General features: G+C 66.4%; 19 protein-coding genes and 1 tRNA gene. 6 read left to right on the forward strand and 14 right to left on the reverse strand.

From position 1 onward, the window contains the following. Positions 1 to 153 precede the first annotated feature (153 nt). Entirely contained in the window at positions 154 to 1,944 is a 1,791-nt protein-coding gene (locus AC51GR_RS15015) for an AMP-dependent synthetase/ligase (protein WP_496325425.1), read from the forward strand. 68 nt (positions 1,945 to 2,012) lie between these two features. Here AC51GR_RS15015 and AC51GR_RS15020 read toward each other — a convergent pair whose 3' ends face one another. The 3 genes from AC51GR_RS15020 to AC51GR_RS15030 form a co-directional block, all read right to left on the reverse strand. Then, entirely contained in the window at positions 2,013 to 2,933 is a 921-nt protein-coding gene (locus tag AC51GR_RS15020) for a serine hydrolase (protein ID WP_496325426.1), read from the reverse strand. 64 nt (positions 2,934 to 2,997) lie between these two features. Further along, positions 2,998 to 3,309, reverse strand: coding sequence for a hypothetical protein (locus tag AC51GR_RS15025; RefSeq protein WP_496325474.1), 312 nt, complete (start codon positions 3,307 to 3,309; stop codon positions 2,998 to 3,000). Positions 3,310 to 3,473: 164 nt separating this feature from the next. Beyond that, positions 3,474 to 3,558 (reverse strand) — tRNA-Leu (locus tag AC51GR_RS15030). 59 nt (positions 3,559 to 3,617) lie between these two features. Here AC51GR_RS15030 and AC51GR_RS15035 point away from each other — a divergent pair. Both AC51GR_RS15035 and AC51GR_RS15040 read left to right on the forward strand, forming a co-directional pair. Next, a complete protein-coding gene (locus AC51GR_RS15035; protein WP_496325427.1) occupies positions 3,618 to 4,100 on the forward strand; it encodes a transcriptional regulator in 483 nt (160 codons plus the stop codon). Continuing rightward, positions 4,097 to 4,456, forward strand: coding sequence for a DUF3817 domain-containing protein (locus AC51GR_RS15040; RefSeq protein ID WP_496325428.1), 360 nt, complete (start codon positions 4,097 to 4,099; stop codon positions 4,454 to 4,456). Before AC51GR_RS15035 ends, AC51GR_RS15040 begins: the two co-directional genes overlap by 4 nt. 27 nt (positions 4,457 to 4,483) lie before the next feature. Here AC51GR_RS15040 and rdgB read toward each other — a convergent pair whose 3' ends face one another. From rdgB to clpS, 11 genes are all read right to left on the reverse strand, one after another. Next, a complete protein-coding gene (gene rdgB / locus AC51GR_RS15045) occupies positions 4,484 to 5,098 on the reverse strand; it encodes an RdgB/HAM1 family non-canonical purine NTP pyrophosphatase (protein WP_496325429.1) in 615 nt (204 codons plus the stop codon). Further along, positions 5,098 to 5,883: a ribonuclease PH gene (rph, locus tag AC51GR_RS15050; RefSeq protein ID WP_496325430.1), complete on the reverse strand. Its 786-nt coding sequence runs from the start codon at positions 5,881 to 5,883 to the stop codon at positions 5,098 to 5,100. The genes rdgB and rph overlap by 1 nt, the downstream gene beginning before the upstream one ends. A gap of 47 nt (positions 5,884 to 5,930) precedes the next feature. Further along, the gene (locus AC51GR_RS15055; RefSeq protein ID WP_496325431.1) at positions 5,931 to 6,695 is read right to left on the reverse strand and encodes a cyclic nucleotide-degrading phosphodiesterase; all 765 of its coding nucleotides are present in this window, start codon (positions 6,693 to 6,695) and stop codon (positions 5,931 to 5,933) included. A 48-nt stretch (positions 6,696 to 6,743) separates the two neighbouring features. Further along, positions 6,744 to 7,562: a glutamate racemase gene (gene murI / locus AC51GR_RS15060; RefSeq protein WP_496325432.1), complete on the reverse strand. Its 819-nt coding sequence runs from the start codon at positions 7,560 to 7,562 to the stop codon at positions 6,744 to 6,746. Next, a complete protein-coding gene (locus AC51GR_RS15065; protein ID WP_496325433.1) occupies positions 7,559 to 8,257 on the reverse strand; it encodes a rhomboid family intramembrane serine protease in 699 nt (232 codons plus the stop codon). Before AC51GR_RS15065 ends, murI begins: the two co-directional genes overlap by 4 nt. A 37-nt stretch (positions 8,258 to 8,294) precedes the next feature. Then, on the reverse strand, positions 8,295 to 9,266 hold the full coding sequence (locus tag AC51GR_RS15070) for a PLP-dependent cysteine synthase family protein (RefSeq protein WP_496325434.1): 972 nt from the start codon (positions 9,264 to 9,266) through the stop codon (positions 8,295 to 8,297). Between the two features lie 27 nt (positions 9,267 to 9,293). Beyond that, on the reverse strand, positions 9,294 to 9,566 hold the full coding sequence (locus AC51GR_RS15075) for a MoaD/ThiS family protein (RefSeq protein ID WP_495516865.1): 273 nt from the start codon (positions 9,564 to 9,566) through the stop codon (positions 9,294 to 9,296). A 12-nt stretch (positions 9,567 to 9,578) separates the two neighbouring features. Continuing rightward, positions 9,579 to 9,983, reverse strand: coding sequence for a M67 family metallopeptidase (locus AC51GR_RS15080; RefSeq protein WP_331884466.1), 405 nt, complete (start codon positions 9,981 to 9,983; stop codon positions 9,579 to 9,581). A 62-nt stretch (positions 9,984 to 10,045) separates the two neighbouring features. Further along, the gene (locus AC51GR_RS15085; RefSeq protein ID WP_496325435.1) at positions 10,046 to 11,140 is read right to left on the reverse strand and encodes a P1 family peptidase; all 1,095 of its coding nucleotides are present in this window, start codon (positions 11,138 to 11,140) and stop codon (positions 10,046 to 10,048) included. Between the two features lie 31 nt (positions 11,141 to 11,171). Then, positions 11,172 to 11,753: an oxidative stress transcriptional regulator AosR gene (aosR, locus tag AC51GR_RS15090; RefSeq protein ID WP_496325436.1), complete on the reverse strand. Its 582-nt coding sequence runs from the start codon at positions 11,751 to 11,753 to the stop codon at positions 11,172 to 11,174. Positions 11,754 to 11,759: 6 nt separating this feature from the next. Beyond that, positions 11,760 to 12,095 (reverse strand): ATP-dependent Clp protease adapter ClpS, encoded by a 336-nt coding sequence (gene clpS, locus AC51GR_RS15095; protein WP_496325475.1) that lies wholly within the window; start codon positions 12,093 to 12,095, stop codon positions 11,760 to 11,762. Positions 12,096 to 12,129: 34 nt separating this feature from the next. On the opposite strand from clpS, the gene AC51GR_RS15100 reads away from it, so the two are divergent. Genes AC51GR_RS15100 through AC51GR_RS15110 form a run of 3 tightly spaced genes read left to right on the forward strand, consistent with a single transcriptional unit; the run spans position 12,130 to position 16,189 of the window. Next, complete coding sequence (locus AC51GR_RS15100) at positions 12,130 to 13,431, forward strand: nicotinate phosphoribosyltransferase (protein ID WP_496325437.1); 1,302 nt, start codon at positions 12,130 to 12,132, stop codon at positions 13,429 to 13,431. A gap of 54 nt (positions 13,432 to 13,485) precedes the next feature. Continuing rightward, positions 13,486 to 14,076 carry an isochorismatase family protein gene (locus AC51GR_RS15105; protein WP_496325438.1) on the forward strand — a complete coding sequence of 197 codons (591 nt, stop codon included), beginning with the start codon at positions 13,486 to 13,488 and terminating at the stop codon, positions 14,074 to 14,076. Between the two features lie 13 nt (positions 14,077 to 14,089). After that, positions 14,090 to 16,189, forward strand: a complete 2,100-nt coding sequence (locus tag AC51GR_RS15110) for an ATP-dependent DNA helicase (protein ID WP_496325439.1) — start codon at positions 14,090 to 14,092, stop codon at positions 16,187 to 16,189. Positions 16,190 to 16,289 lie beyond the last annotated feature (100 nt).

Here is a 16,289-nt window from a genome sequence, read left to right on the forward strand (position 1 = left end):
CGTTATTCGTGAGCCGCATGGTGAGGACGCGACGCGCTTACACGACCAGCCCCCTACTCGCGAGTAATAAGAAAAGGTAACCTGGCCCACAGTTAGAGTGTCCGAATTGGTCGGTCACCCATCGTCCGCCACTCGTTTCCACTGGAGGCCCACGTGCAAGAGATCACCGTCCCCTCGGACTTCGTTGTTCCCGAGAAGGCGTCCATCGTCGATTCGATGCTGAAGCACCGCGCCGAGTCGCCCACAAAAACTCTCTTCAAGCGCCGCGCAGCGGACGGTTCCTGGTACGACGTGACCACCAAGGAATTCGCCGATCTGGTCGACAAGGTCGCCAAGGGTTTCATCGCCTCGGGCGTCGGTCCGGGTGACCGGGTCTCCATCCTCTCGGCCACCCGCTACGAGTGGACCGTCATCGACTACGCCGTCTGGCGGGCCGGCGGCACCACCGTCGCGATCTACGAGACCTCGTCGCCCTCGCAGGTTCAATACATCGTCGAGAACTCCGGGACATCGGTGCTGATCCTCGAGACGGCGGAACAGAAATCGCAACACTCGCCGGTGCTCACCGACCTGGCCGAGCTGAAGGAAACCCTCGTCATCGAGGAAGGCGCGATCGATGAACTGGTCAAGCGCGGAGCTGCGATCGGCGACGACGAACTCGAACAACGCCACGCCAACACCCTGGCGGCCGACGTCGCGACCCTCGTCTACACCTCCGGAACCACCGGCAAGCCAAAAGGTGTGGCGCTCACACACGCCAACTTCATCCACGAATGCCACGCCGTCCGGGTCACCCTCGGGGATCTGATGTCCGAGGGCAGCTCCACGCTGCTGTTCCTTCCACTGGCGCACATCTTCGCGCGGGTCATCTCGGTGGCCTCGGTCATGCACCTGGTGCAACTCGGCCACACGACGGTGTCCCCCACCCTCATGGACGAACTGGCCGCCTTCAAGCCCAGCTACCTGCTCTCGGTCCCCCGGGTCTTCGAAAAGGTCTACAACGGGGCCAAGCAAAAGGCCGAGGACGGCGGCAAGGGCAAGATCTTCGCCGCGGCAACCGATACCGCCATCGAGTACTCGAAGGCACTGGAGGCCGGCGGTCCCGGCCTGGTCCTCAAGGTCAAGCACAAGCTGTTCGACGTGTTGGTCTACTCGAAGCTGCGCGCGGCGCTGGGCGGCAGGTGCGACAGCGCAGTCTCGGGTGGCGCGGCCCTGGGCGCACGTCTGGGTCACTTCTTCCGCGGCATCGGCGTCCCGATCTACGAGGGCTACGGCCTCAGTGAGACCACCGCCGCCGTCACCGTCAACGCCGAAGGCGCCCAACGCATCGGAACCGTCGGACGTCCGGTCCATGGCCAGTCCGTCGCGATCGCCGACGACGGCGAGGTCCTGCTCAAGGGACCGGTGGTCTTCGGTGGTTACTGGAAGAACGAGCAGGCCACCAAAGAGGCCATCAAGGATGGCTGGTTCCACACCGGGGACATCGGATCACTCGATGACGGCTTCCTGTCGATCACGGGCCGCAAGAAGGAACTGATCGTCACCGCTGGCGGCAAGAACGTCTCGCCGGCCCAGATGGAAGATGCGGTCCGAGCCCATCCCCTGGTGAGCCAGGCACTCGTGGTCGGTGACAACAAGCCGTTCATCGCCGCCCTGATCACCCTTGATCCTGAGGCACTCCCGGGTTGGCTCGAACGCCACGACCTGCCGGCCGACACAGCGATCTCGGACCTGCTGGAGCACAAGGACATTCTGGCCGATGTCGATGAGGCCATCGCCGCGGCAAACGCGCTGGTGTCCAAGGCCGAGGCGATCAAGAAGTACCGGATCATCGAGACCGACTTCACCATCGAAACGGGCGAACTCACGCCGACCCTCAAGCTCAAGCGCAACGTGATCCACGATTCACACACCGCCGTGATCGAGGGTCTCTACACGAAGTAGGCGGGCAGAGTCGAACGGCACCCACCCAGAAAGGGAGACCATCCTTGGATGGTCTCCCTTTCCTGTGCTCAGGGGGTGCCGAGCGCATCGTTCACAGCAGCCGCCACGGACGTCAGCCGGTCGCGCGCCGGTTGCCAATCCTGTTCGTACAGTTGCCGACTGAGCAGGGCAACAACGAATCGTCCGTCCCCGTCCCCGTCCCCCTCGACGAGGCCCGCGCTGTGCAGGTATCCGGTTTGACCCCAGCAACACATCCAGCCCTGTTTCGCGACGGCCCGGCCCGGGGGCCACGCAGCGAGCAGACCGAAGTACTGGACAAAACCATCGGCTGCGACGGCCGGTGCCGCAGCGAGTGAATCGAGGATCAGGTCCCGGTCGGGCTCCGGCATGCCCAGTACGTGCCGGTAGAGGCGCGCGATGTCTGCCGCGGTGATCGTCATCTCGCCCCAGTCCGTCGAATCTGCCGGTGCGACCGTCCCGCTGAATCCGACCCGCGGGCCCACCCGGTCGACGGCACCCGGCCCGTCGAAGCGGGCCCACAGGTCGGTCATCGCAGAGTCGTCACTGGGTCCGAGGACTCGGCGGATCAGATCGAGGTCGGCGCCACCGACCATCACACTCCCATCGCGCCGCCGGTCGATGATGTCCACCACCACAACCAGTTTCGAGAGCGAGGCCGACAGCATGGGCGGGGCGCTGCGGCCACCGAGGGCCAATGCACCGGTGCTCGGGTCGAGGATCGCCGCCTCCAACTCGATCCCGCCTGCGGCGGCAGCGGCGTTCTCGGCAGCGGCGGCGGCCGCGTTCACCGAGTCCTCGCTCGACGACTGCAACGGCAGTCGGGTGTCAGCGGGTTCCACCGTCGCGCCGCCGACCCCACAGAACAACGCGCCGGCCGAGGCCGTCAGCACGACTTGAACAGTGATCAACCAGACCGCAACGGCAGCTCGTGCCGACCGCCGGCCGGAGGCCGTGAGGTTCGCAGACATGGTCTTTCCAGGATCCACCCGGATGCCACGTGATGCCACCGCGGCGACCGATGACCGTCGGCGATCACTTGCGTTCGGGCTCACCGACCGGGCGCAGTGCCCAACCCGGCACCCAATGGGTCACCTTCTCCTCGCGTCCCCGCGCCGGGATCGTGTAGGTCACCTTGCCGAACCATTCACCCCACTCGGTCATCCCCCATTCGGTGAGCACTCCCACAGTCATGCGGCGGAATTGCAGTCCCTCGGGGTGATAGATGCCGGAGTGGTGCGGCTGATAGGCATAGAGCGTCACCAGATCGATCGACACGGCGACATGCCCGACCGGGATGAACGCCGCGCCCCGCGGTTGTCCACCGTCGCCGCCTATATCTGCCACCTTCACGGTTCGATCATACGTTCGAATCCCTGGTACTCTCAACCACGGCAGGGCGGCGATGCCTGCAGACGTTGATGCGGATGCGGAGACGCCGCCCGCCATTTGCTGGGCGTGGCCGAACGGCACCTTCCCCTGACAGGGACGGGAAGACAACATCGATCAGGTGGTGCGCGAGGGGGGACTTGAACCCCCACGTCCGTAGACACTGGAACCTAAATCCAGCGCGTCTGCCAATTCCGCCACTCGCGCGTGCACGAGACAGAGTACCGGCTGACCTGCGACTTGAATCACTTAGGTACCGTCAAGACATGGCATCGAACAAACGAAGGCACCGACCAGCACTCATAGCGCTGGTTGTGGTGGCGGCCGCCACCTGCCTGGGCCTGGCGTGGTGGCAGTGGCAGCAGTTCGAATCGACCGGTGGGACGGGCCAGAACCTGGGGTACGCCCTCCAATGGCCCGCGTTCGCGGCGTTCTGTGTCTACGCCTACCGCAAGTTCGTCGTCCTCGAGTCCGATCCCGAAGAGGTCGACAAGCTCAACAACAGCCACGGCGTGACGGAGATCCCGGAAGGGATCCTCCCGCCCCGACCGAATGCAGCACCGACGCCGCTGGTCGAGGACGGCACCGACGACGGCGCCCAGATCGCCGAGTACAACCGTCTGCTGGCCGAACTCAACGACGCCGCCGCCCGTCGCGCCACCGCTTCCCCCGGCACCGACGATCACCCCGCTGACAAATACCCCGCAGACAAATACCAAGCCGACAACCCGCAACGGAGCAATCAGTGAGCCAGACCCCCGCCGAATCGACCACCACGGTGACCACGACGACGCCGCCGAACAAGGTCAAGGGCGCACTGCTGCGGTACCGGGTGATGGCATGGATCACCGGTCTGTGGCTGCTCCTGCTGGTCGCCGAGATGATCATGCTCTACGGCTTCGACGACCACACCCTCGACTTCGTGCCATTCGTGCACGGCTGGGTCTACTTCATCTACCTGATCATGGCGATCGACCTGGGCATCAAGGTCCGCTGGCCGATCGGCAAGGCGATCTACACGCTGCTCGCCGGAACCATCCCGTTCCTGTCGTTCTGGGTGGAACACAAGCGCACCCAGGAGATCCGGGCCCAGTTCGGTATCTGATCCGAACCCGGCCCGGTCCCGGGGGAACTAGTTCGAAGCCAGGGCCTGCAGTGCAGGCACCAGCTGGGCGAGGGCTCGGCCGCGATGACTCAGGGCGTCCTTCTCGGCCGGTGAGAGCTGCGCCGCACTGCGCCCGGTCTCCGCTTCCTCGTCCGGCACGAACACGGGGTCGTATCCGAAACCGTTGTCGCCGACCGGTTCTGCGATGATCCGCCCCCGCCACTGACCCCGGACCACCACTTCGGAATCCGCGGTGACCAGCGCGCACGCCGATACGAATCCCGCGCCGCGACGATCCTCGGGGACGTCTCCGAGCTGATTGAGCAGCAACTCCAGGTTGGCGATGTCGTCGCCGTGACGGCCCGACCAGCGCGCCGAGAGCACGCCGGGCATCCCGTTCAGGGCGTCGACCTCGAGACCGGAATCGTCTGCAACACTCGGCAACCCGGTGGCCGCGAACGCGTCGCGGGCCTTGGCCAGTGCGTTCTCCTCGAACGTGGCCCCGGTCTCGGGGGCCTCGTCGAACGGTGGCACCTCGTCGAGCCCGACGACCTGCAAGCCCTCGATGCCTGCCTGCTCGACGACACGACGCAGTTCGGCGAGCTTCTTCTTGTTGCGGCTGGCGACCAGGATCTGGTTCATCAGCTGCCGAAAGCCTTACGTTTTCCGGTGATCTCGGGCTCGGGAAGCCGGCCCGGATACGGCAGTGCCAACGCCTCGCGCTGCACCACGAACAGCTGCTCGATGCCGGCCATCGCCGAATCCAGCAACCGGTCGAGTGTGGACCGCGGGAACGTCGCGCCCTCGCCGGTGCCCTGGATCTCGACCAGCGTCCCGGTGTCGGTGGCGACCACGTTCATGTCGACCTCGGCACGCGAATCCTCTTCGTACGGCAGGTCGAGCCGCACGCGGCCGTCGACGACACCGACGCTGACCGCTGCGATGCCGCATGAGATCGGTTGCGGATCAGCCAGTTTCCCGGCCGCGTTCAGGTAGGTCACCGCATCGGACAGAGCCACGTAGGCGCCGGTGATCGCGGCGGTTCGGGTACCGCCATCGGCCTGCAGCACGTCGCAGTCGAGTGCGATGGTGTTCTCCCCCAGCGCGGCGAGGTCGATGCAGGCCCGCAGCGACCGGCCGATGAGACGGCTGATCTCCTGCGTCCGTCCGCCGACCTTGCCCTTGACCGATTCACGGTCGGAACGATCGTGGGTGGCCGCAGGCAACATCGCGTACTCGGCGGTCAGCCAGCCGAGTCCGGATCCGCGGCGCCAGCGCGGCACACCTTCGGTGACGCTGGCGGTGCACATCACCCGCGTATCCCCGAATTCCACAAGTACTGATCCGGCGGGGTGATTGGTGAAACCACGGGTGATGGTCACCTTCCGCAGTTCGTCATCGGTTCGGCCATCTGCACGTCTACTCACAGGGCCCACCCTATCGAGTCGCCCCGGCAGCAGTATGCGGGTGGGCGTCAGGCGATGTTGATCACGTCACCGCGGCGGACCACCCGAATCGGACCGTCGTAGGCGACTCTGGCCTCCGCGAGCACTTCTTCGGGCCATGTCCACGGCGGCAGATGGGTCAACAGCAGGCTCTTGACGCCGGCCTTGGCCGCCGCCTCCCCCGCCTCCCGACCGGACAGATGCAGATTCGGTGGCCGGTTCACCGGGTCGTGGGTCCACGACGCCTCACACAGGAACACGTCGGCTCCCTCGGCGAGTTCGATGAGTTCGTCGCACACCCCGGTGTCGCCGCTGTAGGTGAGCACCTGACCTTCCGGACCGGTCACCCGGAATCCGAACGTTGCCGGCGGGTGATTGACCAGACGGGAGAAGAACTTCATCCCACCGAGTTCGATCTCACCGCCATCGATCCAGGAGCTGACACCGAACGTGTCCGTGATGTCGTCGAGCTCGCCCGCATACTCCGACGACGCCGCCCCGATCCGGTCTGCGGTTCCGGGCGGTCCGATCAGCGTGCCGCGCCCCACCGCCGGCACCGGGCTGTAACGGCGCCAGACCAACAGGCCCGGGAGATCCAGACAGTGATCGGCGTGCAGGTGACTGAGCGCGATGGCGACATCATTCGGATCGGCGTGCTGCAGCAGTGATCCGAGGACGCCGGGACCGAAGTCCATCACCACCGGCTGGCAACCGGGCACCGTCAACAGGTACCCCGACGCGGGCGAGTCGGGACCCGACAAACTCCCCGAACAACCCAGCACGGTCAGACGCATGACGCCATGCTGCCACGCCCGCACGATCCGCGGTTGGCAGAATCGCGATCAGACGTGCTGGACCGCTCCGATCGCAGGTCCGAGGAACCTACTGGCGAGCTTCGCGAACAATTCCGGATCGCCGGTGGCCTGGAAAATGCGCTCTGCGGGGATGTCCGTCGGACCGCGAAGCAGGTCGCCCGCGGTCAGCACGCGGAGCACGTCCTTGGCCGTTTCCTCGGCACTGGACACCAGTGTCACGTCGTCGCCGACCGCGAGCTGGATGACCCCCGACAACATCGGGTAATGTGTGCAGCCCAGGACCACGGTGTCGACGCGGGCCGCGGCGAGGGGTTCGAGGTATCCCTCGGCCAAGCCCAGTACCTGTCGCCCGCTGGTGATCCCCCGCTCCACGAAGTCGACGAATCGCGGACAGGCCACCGACGTGATGACCGCGTTCCGGGCCGCGGCGAACGAGTCCTCATAGGCGCGGGAGGCGATGGTCGCCTCGGTGCCGATCACTCCGATGCGTCCGGAGCGGGTGGCCGCGACCGCTCGCCGGACTGCCGGCAGCACCACTTCGATCACCGGTATCGGGTATCGCTCCCGGGCATCGCGAAGGCAGGCCGCCGACGCGGTGTTGCAGGCGATCACCAATGCCTTCACACCGCGTTCGACGAGCTCGTCGCCGATGGCGAGGGCATGGGACCGGATCTGCGGGATGGTCAGCGGACCGTACGGACCGTTGGCCGTGTCCCCGATGTAGATGATGTTCTCCGACGGCAACTGATCGATCACCGCGCGGGCAACTGTGAGCCCTCCTACGCCGGAATCGAAGATGCCGATCGGCGCGTTGACATCTGGACTCGCTGACGCATCTGAATTCACAGTCTGGTGCTCCCGGGGTTGCCGAAGTTGGTGGTGCCGTACGGCGCCGGTGGCGTCGCCTTGTCAGCCTGTCTGCGATCTCGCCCGGACAGGTACCAGGCCGCCAGTACGCCACCGACGGCGCCAAAGAAATGACCTTGCCACGACACATTCGTATCGGCAGGCAGCACACCCCAGAGGATGCCGCCGTAGAACATGAAAACCACCACACCGATCAGGATCTGTGTGAGGTTCCGGTTGAACAGGCCACGCACCAGGATGTAGGTGAGCCAGCCGAAGATGATGCCCGAGGCACCGACGGTCACCGAGTACTCGGGTGCGAACAACCACACCCCCACACCGGAAACCACCCACACGATCGCGGTGGTGATCAGGAACCGCCGGGCCATCAGCACCAGGAAACCGAGCACCATGCCCGGAATGGTGTTGGCCGCCAGGTGTTCCCAGTCGGCGTGCAGAAACGGTGAGGCGGCGACGCCGGTCAGTCCGTCGACGTCGCGCGGCTCGATGCCGGCGCTGTCGAGATCGCGGTCGCTGAGCACATCGATGAACTCGATGACGTACAGCAATGCGGTCAGCACGACCATGATGACGACCGACCGCGCCCACAGCGGCCAGGACGCCGGTCCTTTCGAACGTGAACCCGAAGGCGTCTGTCTGTCGGCAGCGCCGGATGAACCGAGTGATCCGGTCATTGGTTCTCCGATCGAATGTGGCAAAAGGGTGTCGCGGTCAGGCCCAGAGCTGGCCTTCGAGCCCCTCACCTGCTTCATCGAGGCTACCTTCGTACGCGCCGGTCGACAGATACTTCCATCCGGCGTCGGCCACCACGAAGCCGATGTCGGCGCGGACACCGGCTTTGATCGCCTTGCGTCCGACGCCGAGCGCCGCGTGCAGGATGGCGCCGGTGGAGATCCCGGCGAAGATGCCCTCGGTCTCGATCAGCTCCCGGATGCGACGGACCGCGTTGCGTCCTTCGACCGAGAACCGGCTGGTGAGAATCGAGTCGTCGTAGAGTTCGGGGACGAAGCCCTCGTCGATGTTGCGCAGGCCGTAGACCTCGTCGCCGTACCGCGGTTCGGCCGCGATGACCTCGACGCCGGGCTTGTTCTCCCGCAGGAACCGGCCCACGCCCATCAGGGTCCCGGTGGTTCCGAGGCCGGCGACGAAGTGGGTGATCTCCGGCAGGTCCGCGAGGAGTTCAGGACCGGTGCCCTCGTAGTGCGCCAGCGCGTTGGCGGGGTTGCCGTACTGGTAGAGCATCACCCAGTCGGGATGTTCGGCGGCCAGCTCCTTGGCCATCGCGACGGCCTTGTTCGATCCACCGGCGGCCGGTGACGAGATGATCTGCGCGCCGAACATCGTCAGCAGCTGACGGCGCTCGATCGAGGTGTTCTCGGGCATCACGCAGATCAGGTTGTAGCCCTTGAGCTTTGCGGCCATCGCCAGCGAGATGCCGGTGTTGCCACTGGTCGGTTCGAGGATCGTCGCGCCGGGTGAGAGCAGGCCAGCGGCCTCGGCCTGCTCGATCATCCGCAGTGCGGGACGGTCTTTGACCGAACCGGTCGGATTGCGGTCCTCGAGTTTGGCCCACAGCCGCACGGCCGGACCGTCATCGCGCTCGTGCCAGCGCGGCGACAGTCGCGGCAGCCCGATCAGCGGGGTGTGGCCCACCGAGTCGATGAGCGATTCATAGCGTGTCATACCAACAGGTTTCGGGTCGGGAGGAGATCAGCCACCGGCGACGGCCGGCAGGATCGTCACCTCGTCGCCGTCGGCCACCGAGGTGTCGAGGCCGCCGGAGAAACGTACGTCTTCGTCGTTGACATAGACATTGACGAAACGATGCAGCTTGCCCGACGCGATGAGCCGGTCCTTGAGGCCGCTGTGGCTCGCATCGAGATTGTCGATCAACTCGCCGACGGTGGCGCCGGTGGACTCCACCCGCTTGTTGCCGTCGGTGTACGTGCGCAGGATCGTCGGAATGGAAACGGTGACTGCCATGGTGAACTCCCTCTAGGTGATGTCGATCGGCTCTTCGGTGATCTCGCCGTCGACGATCCGGTAGCTACGAATTTCTTCGGTCTCGGGGTCACGGGTCGAGATCAGTACGTAATGGGCATTCGGCTCGGAGGCGAACGAGACGTCGGTGCGGCTCGGATAGGCCTCGGTCGCCGTATGCGAGTGGTAGATCACCACGGGCTCTTCGTCGCTGCGGTCCATCTCCCGCCATACCTTGAGCTGCTCGACGGAATCGAAGCGATAAAAGGTGGGCGACCGCTCGGCGTTGACCATCGCGATGAATCGCTCGGGACGGTCCGAGCCCTCGGGTCCGGCGATCACGCCGCAGGCCTCGTCGGGGTGATCCGCGCGGGCGTGGGCGACCATCTGATCAACCAGCGACCGGCTGATGGTGAGCACTTCGATAACCCCTGACGCCCTATGGGCAGTTGTCGTATCTGTGGTCCGGTGGTGACCGAAGATCATTCGGGCACGAACGCTGTTGGCAACGTCCCCCGATAGGTCGGTATTCCGGCGACGGGTGTGGCGGAAACCACTGCATCGACGATGGCGCGCTGCACCACGGTCGCAGCGGCCTCACCGATCGCAGCGACGAGAGCGACGAGTGGGTTCATCCCCGGCGGGACCTCGGGCGACTGATCGGGCCCCGGCGTCGGCGTCACCGATCCGGTGGCGACGGCGAAGAGCGTGTCCCCGTCGAGCGGCGAATGGGCCGGCCGGATCGCGCGGGCCAGCCCGTCGTGTGCGGTCATCGCCACCCGCCGAACCGACGCCGGATCCAATGCCGCGTCGGTGGCCACGACACCGATGGTGGTGTTGAGCGGACCCGACTTGGCGGTGAGCTCCGACAGGTTCGAGATCTCGTCCGGCTCCGGTTGCTTGAGCCCGTAGTGGTCGAGTTCGAACGGAAGTGCGCCCCATGGCAATCCGGTGGTCGGGTCGATGACGGCGCCCACCGGGTTGGCGACGATCAGCGCCGCGACGGTGATGCCCGTGGCCGGGCCGGTGGTGAAGGTGATGCTCGCGGTGCCCACACCGCCTTTGAGCGCACCGGCCCGGGCGCCGGTCCCGGCGCCCACCGATCCGGTCGCCACCGAGCTGCCCGCGTTCGCTGCCGCGAGGGCACCGAAGTCGCGATCGGGCCGGGCCGACCAATCGCCGACCGCGAGATCGAAGATCACCGCGCCGGGCACGATCGGCACCACCGAACCACGCTTGTCCATCGCCAGTCCGATGCCCTGCTTCTCGAGGTGGGTCATCACACCGTCGGCCGCCGCCAGTCCGTAGGCACTGCCACCGCTCAGCACGATGGCGTGCGCCTGCTGCACGGTGTTCGACGGGTCGAGCAGGTCGGTTTCCCTGGTACCGGGTCCACCGCCCCGGACATCGACCGCCGCGACCGCGCCCTCGGGCAGCAACACCACGGTGGTGCCGGTCGCCCAGCCTTCACCGGCCGCGTCCTCGGTTGCGACCGTGACGTGGTCATCGAGGCGTTGATGTCCGCCCACCCGGATGCCTGCGATATCGGCGATGGAATCCGTGGGTCCGGGGATCATGCAAACCTCACTTGGGAAGTCGGGCCGGGGCTCACTTGCCGATGAGGGCGACCACGAGCAGTTCCTGCACCACGGTCAGCCAGTGGTAGACGTCCAGGTGCGCCGCCATCGGATCGCCTTCGGGCAGTTGATCGGGGGTGGATTCGCTGATGCCGATCATCGCGCCCAGTGCCAGGCGCACGTCGTTGATCGCGGAAAGCCACTGATCTGCTTCTCCGGCCGTCAACGAGACCTGGCCGCCGCCGTCCGGCAATGAGTCGAGGACCACCCGCGCGGCTTCCTGTTTGGCGGAGATGATGTGCGGTTCGTGCAGGCTGCGCAGTGCGCCGTTGATGTCCCCGGTCGCCGCGTCCATCGATGTGGTCTCGTCCTGGTCGGGACGATGAAAATCCGGGAAGAGCCGGCCCAGCGTGGCATCGGTCGGTGGGGTGGAGTGCCCCGCCGCGATCCCCGTCATCGCGGAGAGCTCATCGGTCGGAGCGGTCGACTCCCGTTCGTCGAGCAGCTCGGTCATCGAGGTGACCAGCGAGGCGATCAGATCGGATTCGTGTTGATCGAGTTCGGTGGTGATCCGCAGACGATCGCCGGAACCACGCCGTTTCCAGTTGCGCACGCCGGGTCAGCTGTCTCGCTGCATGGTGGCCCACAGACCCGCCGAATGCAGCTTCTGCACGTCGAGCTCCACCTTGTCGCGATCGCCCGAGGACACCACGGCCCGCCCTTCGGTGTGTACCTGCATCATCAGCTCGGAAGCCTTGGTTTCGCTGTACCCGAAGACCTTCTGGAACACATAGGTCACATACCGCATCAAGTTCACCGGGTCGTCCCACACGATGGTCATCCATGGGCGATCCAGTGCCTCGTCGCGCTCGGCAACGGCGGTACTGGACGGGGTAGCCTCGTGCTGACCGTCGCCCGCCGCCAACGTGGTGTGAACACGCTGCGGTGCGGTCATCATCTGTCCGCGCATAAGCCCTAGGGTACCGATAGTGACCGCATCGAACACAGCGCTGCTGACCGACCACTACGAGCTGACCATGATCGCGGCCGCGCTCGCCAGTGGCAGCGCGCATCGCAACTGCACATTCGAGCTGTTCGCCCGGCGGCTACCCGATGGCCGCCGGTACGGCGTTGTCGCTGGTACCGGACGTCTGATCGAACAACTTGCCGAGTTCACCTTCGGCCCTGAAGAACTGGCACTGGTCGAACCGTTCCTCGACCCCGAGACGGTCGAGTGGCTCGGCGAATATCGGTTCTCCGGCGACATCGACGGATATCCGGAGGGTGAGCTGTACTTCCCGGGCTCCCCCGTCCTGACCGTGCGTGGCACCTTCGCCGAAGCGGTCGTTCTCGAAACCCTCGCGCTCTCGATCATCAATCACGACAGCGCCATCGCCTCGGCGGCGGCCCGGATGGTCACCGCGTCGGGTTCCCGTCCGATCATCGAGATGGGTTCGCGGCGCACACACGAACAGGCGGCGGTGGCCTCGGCCCGGGCCGGCTACCTAGCCGGGATGTCGGCGACGTCCAATCTCGAAGCCGCGCGTCGGCACGGAATCCCGAGCACCGGCACCAGCGCGCACTCCTTCACCCTCCTGCACACGACCGCCGACGGCCCGGACGAGAAGGCGGCGTTCGCCTCGCAGGTCGCCCGCCTCGGCGTCGGGACCACCCTGCTCGTGGACACCTACGACATCACCCAGGGTGTTGCCAACGCCATCGAGGTGGCGGGTACCGATCTCGGCGGCGTCCGGATCGACTCCGGCGATCTGGGCATGCTGGCCCGCCAGGTCCGTCAGCAGCTCGACGACCTCGGTGCCACGAAGACCAGGATCGTCGTCTCCGGCGATCTCGACGAATATGCGATCGCAGCGCTGCGCGCCGAACCGGTGGACGCCTACGGCGTGGGCACCTCACTGGTGACCGGATCCGGGTCGCCCACCGCAGGCATGGTCTACAAGCTGGTCGAGGTCGACGGGATCCCGGTGGCAAAACGTGCCAACCGCAAGGAATCTCGCGGTGGGGCCAAAACCGCGCTGCGGACGGCCAAACCGTCGGGGACGATCCTCGAGGAGGTCGTGTACCCCACCGGATCGGCGGTGCCCGAACTGACGTCGTCGTCGCGGCCGCTGCAGATCCCGTTGGTCAGAGATGGCAAACCGGTCGACGGGCTCCCCACCCTGGAGCAGTCGCGGCAGCACCTGGCCGAAGCCCTTGTCAGTCTGCCGTGGGAAGGTTTGGGTCTGTCCCACGGCGAGCCCGCGATCCCCACACGTTTCGTCGGCCCATAGGCAGATGTTGTCATCGTAAGGGATGGTTTTGTCTCATCGAGTAGGGAATCTGTTGTGAGCGAACATATTCGAACCGCACTGCTGATCGTCGACGTGCAGAACGACTTCTGCGAGGGCGGCTCACTGGCAGTGCGTGGCGGGGCCGACGTGGCGGCAGCGATCACCCGGTACACACGTCGCGACCACGGCTACCAGGCGATCGCCACCACCCGCGACCACCACATCGATCCGGGCGCTCACTTCTCCGACACCCCCGACTTCGTCGACAGCTGGCCCAGGCATTGCGTCGTGGGCACGCCGGGCATGGACTTCCATCCGCACTTCGACGCCTCCGTCGCGGATGCCACCTTTTCCAAGGGACATTTCAATGCCGCATACTCGGGCTTCGAAGGCGTCGACAGCACCGACACGCCGCTCGTCGACTGGCTGCGCGATCGTCAGATCAACGCCGTCGACGTAGTCGGTCTGACCACCGACCACTGCGTCCGGGCCACCGCGCTCGACGCCGCTGCCGCGGGATTCGAGACCCGGGTCCTGCTCGGCTACTGCGCCGGGGTTGCCGCCGAGACCACCTCAGCCGCGATTGCCCAGATGAGCAGCGCCGGCGTCACGCTCGTGCCGCCGTCGGCAGGAGACCACATCTGATGACAGACCCGCAGTGAGTTCGATACCCGAGGTACCCGACCTCCTCGCCGAGGCCGTCTCGGCACTGGGCGGCGCCCGGCGCGACGGCCAGCTGAAGATGGCCTCGGCCGTGGCCCATTCCATCGACACCGGCGAACACCTCGCCGTACAGGCCGGTACCGGTACCGGTAAGTCGCTGGCCTATCTGGTCCCGTCGTTGCGTCATGCCGTCGACACCGGCAAGACGGTGGTCGTCTCGACGGCGACCATCGCCCTGCAGCGCCAGCTCGTCGACCGAGATCTGCCCCGGACCGCGACCGCGCTCACCAAGCCGCTCGGCAGGCCGCCGGAGTTCGCGATCCTCAAGGGTCGCGGTAATTACCTGTGCCTGAACAAGATCCACGCCGGGACGCTCGACGAACCGGCCGACGACGACCTGTTCAGCGGCGGCGGTCAACCCGATCCGTTCGCCGCCTCCCGGCTCGGACGTGAGGTCACCCGTCTGCGCGAGTGGACCTCCGATACCGAGACCGGCGACCGCGACGACCTCGCCACCGGTGTCTCCGACCGCGCCTGGCGGCAGGTCAGCGTGACCGCCCGCGAGTGCCTCGGGGCCACCAACTGCTCGTATGGTGCCGACTGCTTTGCCGAGAAGGCGAAAGTGAAGGCTGGTCAGGCCGATCTGGTGGTCACCAACCATGCCCTGCTCGCGATCGATGCGATGAGCCCGGCCGCGATCCTTCCCGAGCACGATGTCGTGGTGGTCGACGAGGCGCACGAGCTCGCCGACCGGATCACGTCGGTGGCCACCGCGGAGATGTCGGGCGGCACCATCGCCGGTGTGGCCAGACGCTGCGGAAAACTCATCGACGACGAACTCTCCGACGACATCGCGGGCAGCAGCGAACAGATCGAGGTGATGCTCGACGAACTCGCCCCCGGTCAGTGGACGGGGCTGCCCGACGGCGCTCCCCTGGCACTGTCGTCCCTGCGCGATCGGTTGTGGCGGGCGCACACCGCCATCGGTCCGCGCCGGAGCGGTGAACTGGACGCCGATGCCAGCGCGGCCCGATCGGCCGCGCTGACCGCCTTGGAGGAGATGCACGACACCGCGGTCCGGATCCTGGGGGCGTTCGACGACCCCGACCCGGCCCGGCGTCCGGACGTCGTGTGGGTCGCCGAGGAACTCGTCCGCGGCGATCGGAAGAAAGTACTGAGGGTGGCGCCCCTGTCGGTGGGCGGGCTGCTGCGTGCCTCACTGTTCGCCAACGCCACCGTGATCCTGACGTCGGCGACGCTGACCGTCGGTGGTTCGTTCGACAGCCTGGCCGCGGAATGGGGTCTGCCGCCGCATCGCCCGCGGTCGGACGACGACTCGGAACCGCAGACCCAGGCGACCAAGTCGGCGCAGAGCATCACCGCCATCGGTAAGCCGCCACCATCCGACAAGAAGAAGATCACCTGGAACGGTGTCGATGTGGGTTCGCCGTTCGACCATCAGAAGGCCGCCATCCTCTATGTGGCCCGCCACCTGCCGGCCCCGGGCCGGGACGGGCTCTCGCCCCGCATCATCGATGAGATGGTCGAGCTCATCACCGCGGCCGGTGGCCGTACGCTCGGTCTCTTCTCGTCGATGCGCGCAGCCAAGGCGGCTGCCGAGGCCGTGCGGGCCCGCATCGATCTACCCGTGCTGTGCCAGGGTGAAGGTGCCACCGGTGCGCTGGTCAAAGAGTTCGCGGCCGATGAGAGCACATGCCTGTTCGGCACCCTGTCGTTGTGGCAGGGCGTCGACGTCCCGGGCCCGTCGCTGAATCTGGTTCTCATCGATCGCATCCCGTTCCCGCGCCCCGACGATCCCCTGCTGTTGGCGCGCCAACAGGCGGTCGAGGCCCGCGGCGGCAACGGTTTCATGGCCATCGCCGCCGGCCATGCCGCACTGCTGTTGGCCCAGGGCACCGGCCGTTTGTTGCGGTCCACCTCGGACCGCGGCGTGGTGGCCGTCCTCGACTCACGTTTGGCAACGGCCCGATATGGCAACTACTTACTGGCGTCGTTGCCACCCTTCTGGCGAACCTCGGATGCGCAGTTGGTCCGCGGAGCGCTGAGCAGATTGCGCGGCGACACCAAGGCCTGAGCCGCTCGAGCGCGCGCCGAACCGGCCGCGGTCGCATACGGTGGAACCGACAGCGATGACAGAGCAGAACCCCTCGAGAACCTGGAAAGGTGGCGCAGAA

Source organism: Williamsia sp. z71 (assembly GCF_059553375.1).